Here is a 15,778-nt window from a genome sequence, read left to right as displayed (position 1 = left end):
ACCACCTATACATCTAAAAATCTCTTAGTTGAAAATAAACTTCCAAAAAATCCTATTCCCACACCTATTGCAATAAATACGATGAATAAATCATTTGTTATTGCAGCTTTAGATATTAAATCAACTCCTGTAATATCGTAAAGTTGTGGGTTTAATCTTTCAAATAAATATTCATATAATTTTAAAGTTAAAAATCCTGCAAATACTGAACCAACAATTCCAAAGATTACACCATCAATTAAAAATGGTCCTCTGATATAAGCATTTGTGGCTCCAACATATTTCATGATATTAATTTCTTTTCTTCTATTTGATACAGCAATTTTTATAGTGTTGTGTATTATTAAAACAGAAACAAGCACTAAAATCAAGACAATCGCCGCTCCAACATATTTGACACCATTTTGCACCTTCATCATTTGAGTTACAAAATCATAATAATAATTATGGTCTTCAACAATTGGAAGGTCCTTGTAATTTTCTTCAATTTCTTTGCCATATGATAATTCCTTCATTTCAACAGTTAGTGAAGCTGGTAGAGGATTTCCACCAGGAAGATTTTCAAAAATTGAAGAGTTTTCTCCAAGACCTTTTTTAAATTCTTCAAGAGCTTCATCTCTTGAAACATAGGATACGCTTTTTACCTTGTCATTTTGTGAAAGTTCATCAATAAACGCATTAACATCAGCAGCAGGTGCATCATCCTTTAAGAAAAACACAACCTTGTCTAGCTTTTCGCCTGTTTGATGAACAATTCCATTTAGGTTAAGTACCATTAGCATTACCACCCCAAATAGAGTGAGCATTGCCGCAATTGAAACTGAAGAAGTAAAAGCCATAGTCTTGTTTCTCCATATTCCTGCAAGAGATTCACCTATGATATTAAAGAACTGTCTTATTATTTTCATAGTAGCCTCCCTCTCTAATATCACTTACCACTTGTCCATTTTCAAGGGAAATTACTCTCTTTTTAAATTTATTTACAATATTTACAGCATGGGTTGCCATAATGACAGTTTTACCATCGTCGTTAATATTTTTTAGAGCATTCATTATATCCCATGCAGTGTTCTCATCTAAGTTTCCTGTAGGCTCATCGCAAACTAAGTAAGGTGCATTGTTTACAATTGCCCTTGCAATAGAAACCCTTTGAGATTCCCCACCTGATAACTCAGAAGGGTAGCACTTTTTCTTATCAGATAAATTTACAAGATCAAGAGCATAATCAACATCTTTATTAATTTGTGACTTAGAAGCACCTAGAATTTCTAGTGCAAAGGAAATATTTTCAAAAACAGTCTTTTTCTCAAGAAGTCTATAATCTTGAAAGACTACTGAAATATTTCTTCTAAGTTTGGGTATCATATATTTAGATAACTTTGTAATATCAGTATCATGTACATAAATCTTTCCACGATTAACCTGCTCTTCTCTAATGAGGAGCTTAATCATTGTAGATTTACCTGCACCTGATTGACCCACAAGGAAGACAAAGTCCCCTCTAGGTATCTCAATATTAATATTTGAAAGGGCCATTACGCCATTATTATATTCCTTATAAACATTTTCAAATTTAATCATAATCTTACCTTTCTTTCATCCTTATAGATTATATTACAAAGTGGTTACAAATGTACAGCAATTTTAAGATTTTTCACATAAATATCTCAAAGATTTTGGTTTTTTACCTTAAATTATAAATTTTTTTGATAAATTTTAAAATTTATTTTACAAATCTCACTTCTTCGTGTATAATTTTTTAGTAAAAAAGTAATTTATATAAAATATAGGAGGAATTATGCAAAGATACATTGGAACAGTAGTACGTGGAATTCGTACACCGATTGTAAAAAGTGGAGACAATTTAGTTGATATTGTTGTTGATTCCCTTGAAAAAGCCTTAGAATCAGAAAATATTAAGATGCGTGACAAAGACGTTGTTGCAATAACAGAATCTCTAGTAGCAAGAGCTCAAAATAATTATTGCAGCACTGATGATATCGCAAAGGATATTAATGATAAATTCAGCACAGAAATCGGAATTGTATTTCCAATTCTTAGCCGTAACAGATTTTCAACAATACTTAGAGGTATTGCAAAATCTGGAAAGAAAGTTCATATTTTATTCTCTTATCCATCAGATGAAGTTGGTAACTCATTAATGGATCCAAATCTATTATATGAAACAAAGATTAATCCATATACAGATGTCCTTGAAGAAAAGGAATACAGAGAAATATTCGGAGAAGAAGTAAAACACGAATTCACAGGAATTGATTATGTAAGACTTTATAGAGAAATACTAAATGACAACTGTGAAATACACTTCTCAAATGATCCTAAGACAATTTTAAACTACACAGATGAAATTTTAATAGGCTCAACTCACACAAGATTTAACCTAAAGAGAATGTTAAAAGATTCTGGCGGAAAAGTTGTACTAGGACTTGACGATATACTTAATCATTCAATTGATGGAAGTGGATACAACGAAGAATTTGGACTATTAGGCTCAAACTTTGCATCAGAAACAAGATTAAAACTTTTCCCAAGAGATGGAGAGACTTTTGTAAACGAAGTACAAAAGAAATTAATCGAAAAATATAACAAAGAAATTGAAGTAATGATTTATGGAGACGGAGCATTTAAAGACCCAATAGGAAAAATTTGGGAACTTGCTGACCCAGTAGTATCCCCTGCACATACTAAAGGACTTGCCGGAACTCCAAATGAACTTAAAATAAAATACATTGCAGACACTGACCTAAAAGATATGGATACAGAACATGCAACAGCTGCAATGAAAGAAAAAATTTCACACAAAAATGCAAATCTTGTGGGAACAGACGAAACACTTGGAACAACACCTAGAAGAATCACAGACTTACTTGGAAGTCTTTGCGACTTAACAAGTGGATCTGGCGATAAGGGAACACCAGTGGTATTAATACAAGGTTATTTCGATAACTTTGCAACAGAATAATTTAGATTTTTAGACCTGTCATTTGGCAGGTCTTTTTTGTATCTATATTTAATCCTTTCTATATTGGGAAGAGGGCTTCCTCACAAACAAAAAAGCATCAAAAAAGCATGAGGGCTGTCCCTTTGGTGTCAATGAAAAAACATTAGAATAAAAATAAAATAATAAAAAAGAAACAAGAAGATAAAAAAAGGGGGCTGTCCTCGTAAACAAAAAAACATCAAAAGAAGCAGATATCCCTAAAATACAATCTGTATAAATAATATTTGCAAATTTATTCTTTCTCTCAGAACAGTCCCAAGAGGGCTGCCCTTTAATGGTAGCAAATTTTAATTTGCATTCTTCACGCCGATTGATGAGCGTAGCGAAATTAGAGGCGATGAAGAACCTTATGCACAGCCAGGGCTGTCCTCACAAACAAAAAAGCATCAAAAGAAGCAGGCATTCCTAAAGGAAAATTTGAATAAATAATATTTGCAAATTTATTCTTTCTCTCATATAATCGAGACAATAGAATTAAAGGAGCTAATATGGAGTCAAAACTTTTAACAAGTAAGGGCATTTTAAATTTTATAAGCGGCAAAGAATTTTCTCTTTCATTCAAAAAAGAAGGAGATAAAGTAAGAGAATATATAGATGAGATTTCTAATAAATTTGAAGATAAACCTGATATTATTTACACAGCAAGACAGGAACATACCGTTAATGTCCAGTATTGCGACGGTAAAAATGGCGAAGATTTTATCTACGGTAAGATTTTTGATAAATCTGATGGTTTAATTACAGATAAGAAAAAAATTGCATTAGTCGTAAAGTTTGCAGATTGCACTCCCGTTATCCTATATGACGAAAACAAAAAAGTTTTGGCTGCTGTTCACTCTGGATGGCGAGGAACTTATGGACGAATTTCAGAAGTTGCAATTAATAAAATGATTAATGATTTTTCTTCAAATCCTAAGGATATTTATGCTTATATTGGACCTTCTATTGACCAAGATAATTACGAAGTAGGTCGTGATGTGTATGATGCTTTTAAAAATTTTAAAAATCGAGATGAATTATTTTACAAAAAGGGCGAAAAATTTCATTTAAATATGATTAAGGCAAATTTACAAATCTTACTTGAAAATAATATTCCTAGAGAAAATATTGAAGTCTCAGAAATTTCTACTTATAATTCAGATTTTCTTCACTCTGCAAGAAGAGATAAGGAAAATTACGGACTAAATTCAATGATGGTTATGATGAAGTAGATAAAATATTATAAATATTTTGGAGGGGAATTAGCACGTTGCGATGAAGACCTAGCCAAAATCTTTGATTTTGATGCAGGTCTCATGCCACTATTTGTCCAAATCTATGATTTGGTTACAAATATCGGCTCGTCCTTTTCCCCTCCAAGCCAACCCTTAACACCCAAACGCGCTGAAAGCCCAAAAAAATTGATCATACTAAATTTTCAAAACTCACTCGCTTCGCTCGTTCAAACAAGTTGAAAATTTTTAACGCATAACCAATTTTTTTGCTAATTATATACAAAATTACAAACTCTTAATTTAAAATAAGTGATCTTCTCAATTCATTTTTAGAATATAAATATTATAATCCCACAACTTTCCACCAAGGTATATACACAAGTGCAATAAGCAAAAGTGTAATTGGTGTCATATATATTCCAAATTTTAGCATCATCTTGTCGTTATAAAATTTTTGTCCTATTCCCACCATCATATTTGCATGTTGATGAGGCAATAAGAAGTGAATATTTACCATTATATAGGACATCAACATGATTAAGTTTGATGAGTAGCCTCTGCTTTGTGCAAGTGGTATAAAAAGTGGGAGTGCCACTGAAAGACTTGCAACACTTGATCCTATTATCATGTGAAGTATCATTATTACTACTGCTAAGGCTATTAAGAATAAATTTGAATCTCCTTGTGGAATAATTGACTTTAAATTCTCAAATATTACATCGGAAATTCCATTTGCTCCCATTACTTTTCCAATTGAAAAGGCTGCTGTTAAAAATAATATAAAGCTTGGGTTTATTGATTTTAAATCTTCTATTTTTATTATTTTAATTGCAAGCATTAGTATTACTCCAATGACTGCTGGTATCCATTCATTTATTCCGTGAATTGATTTAGTCATCCAGGTAATAATAATTATAGCAATTATTAATGCCGATGCCTTCATCTTTCCATCAACTCTTATGGACTTTTTATTCTCGATGGCGTCTAAACTAAACCCTTTTAATTCTTCTTTAAATATAAATTTTGTAAGTAAAAAAGTTATTATAGATGTGACAATTGTAGGTACAGACATTGCTTTTATCCATGCAAAAAATGAAATTGAATTTCCCGATACATTTTCTGCAAAGGCCATTGCCGATCCATTTAGCACGATATCTCCTGTTGAGAAAAACATATAAGTTATTGAAATTGAGAGAAATACATTAAAAAGCATTACTTCTTTTAATTTCTTATACTTCTCATCACTTGATATTATTGTAGAAAAAACTCCTGCAAGTATTACGCTTCTTGCGAAAGCTTGAGGTATTAAAAATACCAAAATAATTCCAAGAATGTATGGAAGAATTAAAAGTGTGTTGAGGCTTGTGCCAGTTCTTTTCATTATCTCGTCAATAAATTTATCAACTAGACCTGATTTAGTAAGACCAATACATAAGACTGAAGTAGACATAATTAAAAGAGCTGTGTTTGAATAGACAAAGCTAATTATATCAAGGGGTTTAGTCTTTCCAACTAATGAGTATACTAATATTAAAATTATGCTCACATAATTTTTGTTAAGCCCACCATTTGCCCAAAGGCATACGCATGTTATAGTTGTTGATAAAATTATCTGCTGCTCTAAATTAAGTTTCAGTGGATTTATAAAAAACCATATAGCACCAAGAATTAGAGCAATAAAAAATGATCTCGTCTTCATTTGTCCTCCTTTAATTTAAATACTTTAAGACTGATTAAAATATAAAAATCTCAGCTTGGACCTTTGACTAGATCACGGTGTTCGATTTTTATTAAGTTTTACGAATTAAATATAGCATAGTTGAAACTAATTTTCAATGATCTTTTAAATTTTGATTTTATTGTAAATATTTTCATCTATTAATTTATCGATATAATTATCAGCTTATGTTATGTTTTAAGTAGGTGATAATTATGAATTTAGTTAGAGAAATTTCAAACAAAACTATTTCAATTTCAGATTTTAATTGTGGATTAGCGGAACGCATATTTGATGACATTAAATAAAATAGTTTTAAAAAATAATACTCCTGAATGTGTATTACTTTCTCCTGAAGAGTATTCTAAGTTAATAGAAGATGCTGAAGATGCTAGAGATTTACTTCTTGCTAATGAGAGATTGTCAAATAACTATAAAGACAAATTAATTTCACAAGAAGATTTTGAAAAAACTTAATTAATTTTGATGAAATGACTCCATTGGACGAGGACGAATTCGAATGAAATTTAAATTGCAATTTATTGAAGAAGCCATTGACGATTATAAATCCTTAGATGGTCTCAAAAAATAATTGTGAATAAAGCATTAAAAAGAGTTCTGGTAAACCCTCTTCCTTCAACTGAGGGAGGCTATGGGAAGCCTCTAAGTAATTTGTCAAGTTCAAAATTAGCTAGACTGCTAAAAATTAAATTAAGAAGTTCTGGATTAAGAATAGTGTATAAGTTAGAGAAATTTGAAAATGAAGTTGTCGTGATAATAATTGGTGCGGGAGATGATTCATAAGTCTATAAAGAAGCTGAAAAAAGAGTATCTAAGTTATAAAATGGAGCAGATTATTCCCTGCTCCTATTTTTCTTATTCTTTACTTTTTTAAGCCTCACGTCTATGAGACGTGCTCTTGACAGAAATTTACAAATTTTTTAAAAATCAAGTAGGCAAATTTAGCTGTTTTTTTATATAAGAAAAAAGTCCGTGTTTTTGGGTGCACCTCACCTTCACATGCTCTTTCTGTTGCTAGGACAGCCCCTTTTTTTCTCTTCTTGTTTCTATTTTATTAGTTTTTTTTGACTCTATTGTTTTTTCATTGACAACAAGGGACAGCCCTCTTACTTAATTTTTTGCTTGTTTTGTGATTTTTGGGACTGTCTCTTTTCTCTTGTTTTCTTTTCACTTGCTAGGACAGCCCTCTTTCCTCAGCAGTCCCCATATAAAAAAAGAAGCAGAGTTTAATCTCTGCTCCTGTTTTTCTTGTTCTTTACTTTTTTAAGTCTAAAGAAATCTTCTCTTTCTTTTTCTGCCAAGATGTCGTCTATTTCTCTTATAATTGTTTTTTGTCTTGGTATTTGTATTTTATCAAGTGCGTTTGCTCTTTTGGCTGTTTTTTTTATTTCCTTTGCTAGTCGAAACACAGATGTTTCTATTTCTGCAAGTTCATAAATATATGGAAGTATTTCTGCTATATTTATTTTTGCTCTATCAAAGGCTGCGTTGGATTTGTGTAGTGAATAGTCCGCTTCTACTTTTTTCTTTTTGTATTTTATTTTTGGAAGTTCAAGCCCCATTACAGAACGAGAGATTATGTCATAATCTTCTTCAAGCTCCACTGATTCTCCCATTTCTTTTAATGACATTGAACCCATTGAAATTGTAGCATCCACAAGTTCTCCGTAAGATTCAGAGAACCTTTCTTCGATTTCTTTTTGGAGCTTGCCTGCATTTTTATTTAGATCCATCATTTCTTTTATAAGGACTGTTCTCTTCTTGTCTAGTAGGTCATATCCCTTTTCTGCAAGTTCAAGTGCATTTTTTGCAGCGATTAGATTGGCTTTTGTTGGCGTAACTTTAGTTGCCATTATTTTCACCTAGATATTTTTCTTTTAGTTTTGGATCTATTCTGTCAATCATACTAGCAGGAAGTAATTTTAAAAGTTCCCATCCAAGGTCTAGTGTTTCTTCTATATTTCTATTTTCATTTTGACCTTGTGTTAAGAATCTTTTTTCAAATTCGTCTCCAAATTTTAAAACTTGCTTTTCATCATCAGATATATCATCTTCGCCAATTATTTGTGCCAAAGCTCTTGTTTCTTGTACCTTTGAATAAGATGCAAAAAGTTGTGAAGATAAATCCGGGTGATCTTCTCTAGTGAATCCTTCACCAATTCCGTCCTTCATAAGTCTTGAAAGCGAAGGAAGTACATTTATTGGTGGATAAACTCCCTTTGAAAACAAATCTCTACTTATTACTATTTGTCCTTCTGTGATATAACCTGTAAGGTCTGGGATTGGGTGTGTGATATCATCATTAGGCATTGTTAAAATTGGGATAAGTGTAACTGATCCTTTTGTGTCTTTTATCATTCCAGCTCTTTCGTATAAGGCTGCAAGGTCTGAATACAAGTGCCCTGGGTAGCCTTTTCTTGATGGCACTTCTTCTCTTGATGAAGAAACTTCTCTTAGTGCTTCTGCATAAGATGTGATATCTGTCATTATTACAAGTACTTCCTTGTGCTCTTCATATGCTAAATATTCTGCCGCAGTAAGTGCACATTTTGGTGCAATTAATCTTTCCATAATTGGGTCATCTGCATAATTGATATACATTGAAACTTTGTCGATTACTCCAGAGTTTTTAAAGCTTTCTCTAAAGAAATCTGCTTCATCGTGTTTTACACCAATAGCTGCAAATACTATTGCAAAGTTGTCTTTACCATCTTCATCTGCAATTTTTGCTTGACGCACAATTTGTGCAGCTACTTCGTTGTGAGGAAGACCTGAGCCAGAGAAGATTGGAAGTTTCTGTCCTCTAATAAGTGTCATAAGTCCATCTATTGATGAGATACCAGTTTGTATAAAGTTTCTTGGATATTCTCTTGCTGATGGGTTAATTGGTCTACCGTTGATGTTGTAAACTTTGTTTGAGTAAATTGCTCCACCTTTGTCTATAGGCTGAGCAACTCCATTAAATACCCTACCCAAAATTTCTTTTGATAGAGGAATTTCAAAAGGATGTGCAGAGAATTCTACTTTTGTATTTTTTGTAGAAACTCCCAAGTTGTTGCCAAAAACTTGAACAACTGCCTTGTCATCATCGACTTTTATGACTTGACCTATTTCATTTCTCTTTCCGTCTTTTGATTTTATTTTTACAACTTCTCCATAGGAAATTCTGTGAAGATTGGAAAGTTCTATTAGTGATCCTTCGATTTTATCCAGTGTTAAATATTCTTTTTTCATTCTACATCACCATACTTTGAAATTAGCTCATCATAAAAATCGTTGATTTCGTTATTTAAGCTTACAAATTCCTTTAAATTGTCGTTTTCAATATCGTATTTCATATTGATTACTTTGCCATAGAGTTCAGAATTTCTAATTATTGAAATTGGAACCTTAAGCTTTATTGCTTCTTTTCCCTTTTCATAAAGATTGTCTATTGTTTTAAGCATTTCAAATTGCTTTTCTAGTGGCACGAAAGTATCTATTTCGTTAAAGGCATTTTGTTGTAAAAATCCTACCTTAATTACTCTACAAATTTCTAGAACTAATCTTTCATCATCAGGCAATACATCTTCACCAACAAGCATTACAATTTCGTTAAGCTTTGATTCTTTATGAAGTAAATCCAAATATTTAATTCTCAAATCTGGAAGGTCGCCATCAAGTCTATTGTCGTAATAATTTTTAAGAAGTGGAATATATCCTGAATATGAATTTAGCCAATTTATAGCTGGATAGTGTCTTGAATAAGCTAGTTCCTTATCAAGTGCCAAAAATACATTGACAAATCTCTTAGTATTTTCTGTAACTGGTTCTGAGAAGTCTCCACCTGCTGGAGATACTGCTCCAATAAGTGTAACAGAACCTTCATCTCCGCCTAGTGTCTTTACATAACCTGCCCTTTCATAAAATCCCGCGATTCTTGAAGGAAGATAAGCAGGATATCCTTCTTCAGCTGGCATTTCTTCAAGACGTCCAGAAATTTCACGAAGTGCTTCTGCCCAACGAGATGTTGAATCTCCCATAAGTGCTACGTGATATCCCATGTCTCTAAAGTATTCTGCCATTGTAACTCCAGTATAAATTGAAGCTTCACGGGCAGCTACTGGCATATTAGATGTATTTGCAATAAGAATTGTTCTATCCATTAATGCTCTTCCTGTGTTAGGGTCAATTAGTTTTGGAAAGTCTTCTAGTACTTCAGTCATTTCGTTTCCACGTTCGCCACAGCCAATGTAGATAATAATGTCAGCATCGCAGTATTTAGCAATTTGGTGTTGAGTCATTGTCTTTCCAGTACCAAATCCTCCTGGTATTGCTGTTGTTCCACCCTTTGCAATTGGGAAAAATACATCGAAAACCCTTTGACCTGTCACAAGAAGTTTTTCTATTGGAAGTCTTTCTGATACTGGTCTTGGAATTCTTACTGGCCAGTTTTGATACATTTTAACTTCGTGGATATTTCCAATTTCATCTTTTATTTTTAAAAGAACTTTTTCTATATTGTATTTGCCATCTTCTGCTACTTCTACAACTTCGCCACTTACTCCTGGTGGCACCATAATTTTATGAGTTATGATATCTGTTTCTGGAACTGTTGCAAAGATTTCTCCCTGTTTTAGATAATCTCCAACATGTACAGAAATTTTAACATCCCATAATTTTTCTTCGTCAAGTGAGATAAGTCCAATGCCTTCAGGCATAAATGATCCATGTCGAGCTTTTATAGTTTCAAGTGGTCTTTGTATTCCGTCAAAAATATTTGTAATCATTCCTGGACCTAGCTTTACTGAAAGTGGTGCTCCAGTTGATATTATATCTTCTTCTCTTTTTAGTCCTTCAGTTTCTTCATAAACTTGAATAGTACCTAAATCTCCTTCAATGGAAATTACTTCGCCAATAAGTTTTTGTTCACCTACTAAGACCATTTCTCTGATTTTATAATCAGACATATTTCTGCCAACGACAACAGGTCCATCTACTGATTTAATTTTAGCTGTTTGCAATGATATCACCTGTTTCCTTTAATTTTTCATGTAACATTGAACCAATTTTATATCTCATGTCTTCAACTTTATTTCTTAGAGATAAGTCAATATTATAACTTCTATCCATATCAGAAATAATAAATCCACCGATATGATAATCAAATAACTCCCCTCTGTGAAGAGTTATATTATTTTTTTCGGCAATTCTTTTTAAATTGTCTATTAATTCTCTTTTTTCATTTTCTCTAACATATAGATAAATTTCTTTATCTTCTATTTCATCTACAATTTCTTCAAAGAACTTTGTTTCAAGTTCAATATATTCTTTAGTTTCTGTAAATTCTTTTAGTTTTTTTGAAAGTGTTTCTAATAACTGATTTAAAAGTTTTTCATCTTCACGAAGTCCTAAGATTCTCTTTTCTTCGTTTGCTCTTGCAACTAATTCGTATCCACGTCTATTTGCAAGTTCAATACGTCTATTTACATAATTTTCTGATTCTTTCTTTAAAGATTTTTCCTTATCAGCTAAGATTTTTTCAATCTTTTCCTTTTCAGCTTGAAGTTTTTTCTCGCACTCCTCTTTTTCCTTTAAAAACACAATTTTATTAAATATTGCAATTTTATTTTCAAGTAAAATCATTTAATCACCTACGACCTTTATGCCTACTGATTCCTTGATGTATTTCAAGATAAAATCATCCTCCATCTTGCCATCAAGTTCAGGAATAGTGACAACAAGTGGAAGTTTTTGATTTAGTTTTACTTCTATGACTTCATCTTTAATCATTTCAAAGGAAGAGTAGGTCAAAATTATTATCCCAATGTGTTTATCATTTTTATATTTATTAAAATTTGATAGCAAATTCTTTCTATCTGTACATAAAACTCCAGGCACTCCTGCAAGTCTTAGTCCATTTATAATGTCATCACTATCTGATAATAAAATTGATTTCATTATAATCTACCAAGAATCATAATTGAAATAATAAGTCCATAAATTGCAATACCTTCAGCAAGTCCTAAGAAAATCATTGAACGACCAAGGATACTTGGGTCTTCAGATACAGCTCCAATTGCTGCGGAACCTACATTAGATACGGCAACACCAGCACCTAAAGATGCAAGACCAGTTGATAGACCTGCTGCTAAAAATCCAAGTCCATTTCCTGAAGTAGCTTCAGTTGCTGCAGATGCCATTTGTGGAACAAGTGTAACTAGTCCAAATACAAATACTGGAGCAAATATAAATAGGTTTAGTTTCATAAATGCTCTTGCTACTTTTTTATTTTTATCTGTTCCCTTATAGATAAAATAAACTCCACTTACTATCATTGAAAACACTGTTAAAATTGCTAAAATAATAATTTTTTCCATCTCTTTACTCTCCTCAATAAATTTTGTCGGCTTTGAAAAGTTCTCCATCGCCTGTGTAATACTTACTAAACATTTCATAATATTCAAGTCTTAGTGATTGAATAAATACAATAAGACCTTCAAGTCCTATAATTACAATATTACCTATAATTAATACTGCTAAATTTCCACCACTTGATCCAATCATTTCGCCAAGAGTTTTAAAAGCCATAAATAAACCAACGTGGTTAATTGCAAAGGCACCAACTCTTATAAAAGAAATAATTCCACTCATAGTTGAAAGAAGTGCTTCTAAAAGTCCAAAAGATGATTCAATATAATAGTCACTTGCACTTTCGCTTCTCTTTTTCTTAAATACTCCCTTCATAATTGGTCTTCTTAGAATCATAAGAGCAAGAGAAATAACTAAAAGTCCCAATGCAAGATTCATAGGAATAATAGATTTTGCACCCATTACTGAAAGGCCAATATTAATCATTGCAAAAAACAGTAAAACTCCCAAGACTCCTTCTTTACCAAAGAAAGCCTCTTCGTAGTCTTTTACTTTTATTCTATTGTATATTCCTATTACATAAGATATAAATAATAAGAATATACCAAAGAAAATTGCAATGACAAGAGTTCCATTTATATTTTCAAAAGGTCTAAACCAAATGGCTGGTATAAGTTCTTCAGATCCAAATACGGATCCATACATAAGTCCAAAGAACATTGAAGATGCTCCCATTCTTGTTAAGAGGCCTCCAAAGTCTTTGTTCTTCTTTCCCAAAAGTAGTCCGGCAATTAAAAATACTGCCCCTTGACCTAAATCGCCAAACATTGCTCCAAATAAAATCATATAAGTTATTCCAAAAATTACAGTTGGGTCAAATTCACCGTAATTTGGAGTTCCATACATATTAATTAGCAGCTCAAAGGGCTTGAAAAAATTTGAGTTTTTGAGCTTTGTTGGAGCTTTGTTTTTTGTATCCTCTGAATTAATATATTCAATATCAATTTTTTTATATTTTGAAAGTGAATTTTTTAATTTTTCTGTATCGCTAAGTCCGACCCATCCTGAGATGTAAAAATATTTATTAGATCTAAGCATATACTTCTTAGCATTTTCTATTTTTTCATAGGAAAGCATGTGAGCAAGAGTTCTTTTTAACTCTTCTTCTCTTTCATTTAAAAGATTCTTCTTATACTCTTCTATTTCGAAAATTTGTCTTTTTAATCTTTCTTCATCTTCTTCAAGATTTTTGTAGATATTTCCTGCAGTACCATGAACATCTTCGCCTAATATATTTACTTCAGTAAAGTTTAAACTTCTCAAAATTCTCTCTATGTCATTTTCAGTTTCCTTAGGATAAATTACAAGAAATAGTTCTCTATCGTCTACAGTACCTGTGTGATAAATCATGGCTATAAGATTGCCATAATTTTTCTTAAGTCTATATCTCGCATCTTTGTCAAGAAAACCAAATTTTGAATTAAAATATTTTAAATCTGCTATATCTTTTAAATCGATATCTACATTTTTAAATAATTCATAGTTTTCCTTAACAGTTTCTAAAAGATGAAGACTTTCTTTTAATTTATTGTAACTTTCAATTTTTTCATTTAAGTTTTTATAAAATGCATCTACATCTCTATTTATATCTACTTCTTCAAAATACTTTTCATCGATATTATTAATATCTAAAAATTTCATAATATCTTCAGCATTTTTTGAAAAAGTCTTTCGGCTTGTGTCTTCTTCAATTGGCATTACATAATTTAGCTCAAGATTTCTCTCAAGGTTTTCATCATTGTCTAAATCAAAGACGAAGTTGTTGTCTTCAATTGTTGTCTCTGCTGAAATAAATTGCATGCTTTTCGAATTTAGTATATCCAATATAACGGAGTCCATATCTTCAATTCTACCCATTATATTGGCTATCTTCATTTTTTCAACGGCCAAATTCTTCACTTCCTTCTCTATCTATAATTAGATATTTTAATTTTTCATTAGGTTCAATTCCAAATCTTGCAGCTTCAAGCATTCTCTCAATATTTGAAATCTCTATATCAAGTAAAATTAGATAACTCATAAACTTTCCAATACCTTTTGAACTTCTAAAATTGGCCCTCGCTGTGGCATATAAGTATCTTTTAGCAGTTCTTCCAGATTTTATTTTCCTATTATAAAATAGAACCTTATATTTTGATTTTAAAATTTCCTCTTCAAATTCCTCTTCAGTTAAATAGGAAAAGTGAAGAAGTTTCTCTGAAGTGTAATTTCCTCCAAAAATTGTGAAATTAAAAATTTCTTCTGGAGAAATATCATAATATCTCTTTGCCCTGTATATCCAAATAATATTTAAAAGATCAATATTAACCCCAAATATTTCTCTAAATTCTTCCCTATCTTTATTTGAAAAAGATTTTGTGGCTTCAACTAAGTTGAGATAATAAAACTTATCTAGATTCATCTCCATAGAAAATAAAATATCTTCTGCATCTGAATCTTTATAATTTTTAAGGTATTCAAAATATTTTGTGCCTTTAAGATCATCTACAAAAGAAGAAATCGTCTCATCTTTGAAATTAATCTTTCTCCCTCTAATAATTAAATCAGAAACCTTAGGATCTCTATTCATCTTAAGAGATCTTAAAATATTTGAAATTTTATCAATGTCAATTCTCAAAAGATAAGCTTTCATAAAATCAATGTACTTAATTGGCAAAAATCCCTTAAGCCTTGTGATTTCATTTCGTCTATAATCTTCTAAAAACTTTTCGATTTCATATATATCTGAAAAGGAATCAATTTCTTTTAAGTTTTTGTTTTTTAAAAATCTAAGACATCCTTTTAAATCAGTTTCTTGAGATAAAGCTTTGTAATCTTCAAAATCTAAAAAATTAGAAAACATCTTTTGAAGCTTTGCATTTAAAGCATCTAATCCACTAAACATTGTGTTTTCCTTCTAATACCAATTCTAAAGCTTCTTTTACAAGGTCCTCTTCTTTGTCATTGTAGAATTTTTCAATCTTTTCTAGATTCTTTTTATTTTCATCTCTGATTAATTCTGCTTTTTTCTTAAAAACTTTGTCAATTTCATCTTCTTTTTCCTTGCCAAGAATTTTAGATTTTTCGATAGATTCATTTTCCATATCTGTTAATTTTTCTCTAAGACCTTTTTTTAGATTTTCTATTTCTAATTCAGTCTTCTCGACAATTTCTCTAGTATTTTTATCTATTGTTAAAATACTATCTATACTTTCTTTCAAAAAATCACCACATTTCTTTTTATCTTCGAGTAATTTTCATTATAGTCTTTTAAGCTTTGATTTCAAGGGGAATTTACCACCAGGTGGAATTTCACAAAAATTTCACATTTGAAATATATATTTTTACAATACTTTTTCACAAAGTAAAAATTATTAGTTTTATTTCATATATTTAATTAACTCTTTACACAAT

The 15,778-nt window shown here is 31.1% G+C and carries 16 protein-coding genes; 4 read left to right on the top strand and 12 right to left on the bottom strand.

Translation table 11 applies throughout. The annotated features are described in order from the left end of the window. Positions 1 to 5: 5 nt before the first annotated feature. On the bottom strand, positions 6 to 908 hold the full coding sequence (gene ftsX / locus KQI68_RS02805) for a permease-like cell division protein FtsX (RefSeq protein WP_216548610.1): 903 nt from the start codon (positions 906 to 908) through the stop codon (positions 6 to 8). After that, positions 883 to 1,581: a cell division ATP-binding protein FtsE gene (ftsE, locus tag KQI68_RS02800; protein WP_216548609.1), complete on the bottom strand. Its 699-nt coding sequence runs from the start codon at positions 1,579 to 1,581 to the stop codon at positions 883 to 885. The genes ftsX and ftsE overlap by 26 nt, the downstream gene beginning before the upstream one ends. A gap of 217 nt (positions 1,582 to 1,798) precedes the next feature. On the opposite strand from ftsE, the gene KQI68_RS02795 reads away from it, so the two are divergent. Next, positions 1,799 to 2,983, top strand: a complete 1,185-nt coding sequence (locus tag KQI68_RS02795; RefSeq protein ID WP_216548608.1) for a coenzyme F420-0:L-glutamate ligase — start codon at positions 1,799 to 1,801, stop codon at positions 2,981 to 2,983. A gap of 527 nt (positions 2,984 to 3,510) precedes the next feature. Then, positions 3,511 to 4,233, top strand: coding sequence for a peptidoglycan editing factor PgeF (gene pgeF / locus KQI68_RS02790; protein WP_216548607.1), 723 nt, complete (start codon positions 3,511 to 3,513; stop codon positions 4,231 to 4,233). A 346-nt stretch (positions 4,234 to 4,579) separates the two neighbouring features. Here the strand turns inward: pgeF and KQI68_RS02785 are convergent, their stop codons facing one another. Beyond that, positions 4,580 to 5,935 (bottom strand): SLC13 family permease, encoded by a 1,356-nt coding sequence (locus KQI68_RS02785; RefSeq protein ID WP_216548606.1) that lies wholly within the window; start codon positions 5,933 to 5,935, stop codon positions 4,580 to 4,582. A 312-nt stretch (positions 5,936 to 6,247) separates the two neighbouring features. Between KQI68_RS02785 and KQI68_RS10315 the strand changes: the two genes are divergently transcribed. Together KQI68_RS10315 and KQI68_RS02775 are read left to right on the top strand one after the other, a co-directional pair. Next, on the top strand, positions 6,248 to 6,430 hold the full coding sequence (locus tag KQI68_RS10315; RefSeq protein WP_246541227.1) for a type II toxin-antitoxin system Phd/YefM family antitoxin: 183 nt from the start codon (positions 6,248 to 6,250) through the stop codon (positions 6,428 to 6,430). A gap of 117 nt (positions 6,431 to 6,547) precedes the next feature. Continuing rightward, complete coding sequence (locus KQI68_RS02775) at positions 6,548 to 6,757, top strand: hypothetical protein (RefSeq protein WP_246541226.1); 210 nt, start codon at positions 6,548 to 6,550, stop codon at positions 6,755 to 6,757. A 443-nt stretch (positions 6,758 to 7,200) separates the two neighbouring features. Here the strand turns inward: KQI68_RS02775 and KQI68_RS02770 are convergent, their stop codons facing one another. The 9 genes from KQI68_RS02770 to KQI68_RS02730 are packed head-to-tail and all read right to left on the bottom strand — an operon-like array spanning position 7,201 to position 15,585. Further along, positions 7,201 to 7,827 (bottom strand): V-type ATP synthase subunit D, encoded by a 627-nt coding sequence (locus KQI68_RS02770; RefSeq protein ID WP_216548605.1) that lies wholly within the window; start codon positions 7,825 to 7,827, stop codon positions 7,201 to 7,203. After that, complete coding sequence (locus KQI68_RS02765; RefSeq protein WP_216548604.1) at positions 7,817 to 9,208, bottom strand: V-type ATP synthase subunit B; 1,392 nt, start codon at positions 9,206 to 9,208, stop codon at positions 7,817 to 7,819. The genes KQI68_RS02770 and KQI68_RS02765 overlap by 11 nt, the downstream gene beginning before the upstream one ends. Next, positions 9,205 to 10,977 carry a V-type ATP synthase subunit A gene (locus tag KQI68_RS02760; RefSeq protein ID WP_216548603.1) on the bottom strand — a complete coding sequence of 591 codons (1,773 nt, stop codon included), beginning with the start codon at positions 10,975 to 10,977 and terminating at the stop codon, positions 9,205 to 9,207. The genes KQI68_RS02765 and KQI68_RS02760 overlap by 4 nt, the downstream gene beginning before the upstream one ends. Further along, positions 10,964 to 11,599, bottom strand: coding sequence for a hypothetical protein (locus tag KQI68_RS02755; RefSeq protein ID WP_216548602.1), 636 nt, complete (start codon positions 11,597 to 11,599; stop codon positions 10,964 to 10,966). The genes KQI68_RS02760 and KQI68_RS02755 overlap by 14 nt, the downstream gene beginning before the upstream one ends. Next, on the bottom strand, positions 11,600 to 11,914 hold the full coding sequence (locus KQI68_RS02750) for a V-type ATP synthase subunit F (protein ID WP_216548601.1): 315 nt from the start codon (positions 11,912 to 11,914) through the stop codon (positions 11,600 to 11,602). Further along, complete coding sequence (locus KQI68_RS02745) at positions 11,914 to 12,333, bottom strand: ATP synthase subunit C (protein WP_216548600.1); 420 nt, start codon at positions 12,331 to 12,333, stop codon at positions 11,914 to 11,916. Before KQI68_RS02745 ends, KQI68_RS02750 begins: the two co-directional genes overlap by 1 nt. Positions 12,334 to 12,346: 13 nt before the next feature. Then, on the bottom strand, positions 12,347 to 14,260 hold the full coding sequence (locus KQI68_RS02740) for a V-type ATP synthase subunit I (protein ID WP_246541225.1): 1,914 nt from the start codon (positions 14,258 to 14,260) through the stop codon (positions 12,347 to 12,349). 4 nt (positions 14,261 to 14,264) lie between these two features. Continuing rightward, positions 14,265 to 15,269: a V-type ATPase subunit gene (locus KQI68_RS02735; RefSeq protein ID WP_216548599.1), complete on the bottom strand. Its 1,005-nt coding sequence runs from the start codon at positions 15,267 to 15,269 to the stop codon at positions 14,265 to 14,267. Then, a complete protein-coding gene (locus KQI68_RS02730) occupies positions 15,262 to 15,585 on the bottom strand; it encodes a hypothetical protein (protein WP_216548598.1) in 324 nt (107 codons plus the stop codon). Before KQI68_RS02730 ends, KQI68_RS02735 begins: the two co-directional genes overlap by 8 nt. Positions 15,586 to 15,778: the final 193 nt, after the last annotated feature.

The sequence above is a fragment of the Peptoniphilus ovalis genome (genome assembly GCF_018919265.1).
In the GTDB taxonomy this organism is placed as follows: Bacteria; Bacillota; Clostridia; order Tissierellales; family Peptoniphilaceae; genus Peptoniphilus_A; species Peptoniphilus_A ovalis.
Note: the sequence above shows the minus strand (reverse complement) of the source record. Positions and strands in the feature narration are given on the sequence as shown.

Excerpts from the sequence above, each read along its gene's own strand:
- ftsX (WP_216548610.1), bottom strand. The coding sequence starts at position 908 with ATGAAAATAATAAGACAGTTCTTTAATATCATAGGTGAATCTCTTGCA.
- ftsE (WP_216548609.1), bottom strand. The coding sequence starts at position 1,581 with ATGATTAAATTTGAAAATGTTTATAAGGAATATAATAATGGCGTAATG.
- KQI68_RS02795 (WP_216548608.1), top strand. The coding sequence starts at position 1,799 with ATGCAAAGATACATTGGAACAGTAGTACGTGGAATTCGTACACCGATT.
- pgeF (WP_216548607.1), top strand. The coding sequence starts at position 3,511 with ATGGAGTCAAAACTTTTAACAAGTAAGGGCATTTTAAATTTTATAAGC.
- KQI68_RS02785 (WP_216548606.1), bottom strand. The coding sequence starts at position 5,935 with ATGAAGACGAGATCATTTTTTATTGCTCTAATTCTTGGTGCTATATGG.
- KQI68_RS10315 (WP_246541227.1), top strand. The coding sequence starts at position 6,248 with ATGACATTAAATAAAATAGTTTTAAAAAATAATACTCCTGAATGTGTA.
- KQI68_RS02770 (WP_216548605.1), bottom strand. The coding sequence starts at position 7,827 with ATGGCAACTAAAGTTACGCCAACAAAAGCCAATCTAATCGCTGCAAAA.
- KQI68_RS02765 (WP_216548604.1), bottom strand. The coding sequence starts at position 9,208 with ATGAAAAAAGAATATTTAACACTGGATAAAATCGAAGGATCACTAATA.
- KQI68_RS02755 (WP_216548602.1), bottom strand. The coding sequence starts at position 11,599 with ATGATTTTACTTGAAAATAAAATTGCAATATTTAATAAAATTGTGTTT.
- KQI68_RS02750 (WP_216548601.1), bottom strand. The coding sequence starts at position 11,914 with ATGAAATCAATTTTATTATCAGATAGTGATGACATTATAAATGGACTA.
- KQI68_RS02745 (WP_216548600.1), bottom strand. The coding sequence starts at position 12,333 with ATGGAAAAAATTATTATTTTAGCAATTTTAACAGTGTTTTCAATGATA.
- KQI68_RS02740 (WP_246541225.1), bottom strand. The coding sequence starts at position 14,260 with ATGAAGATAGCCAATATAATGGGTAGAATTGAAGATATGGACTCCGTT.
- KQI68_RS02735 (WP_216548599.1), bottom strand. The coding sequence starts at position 15,269 with ATGTTTAGTGGATTAGATGCTTTAAATGCAAAGCTTCAAAAGATGTTT.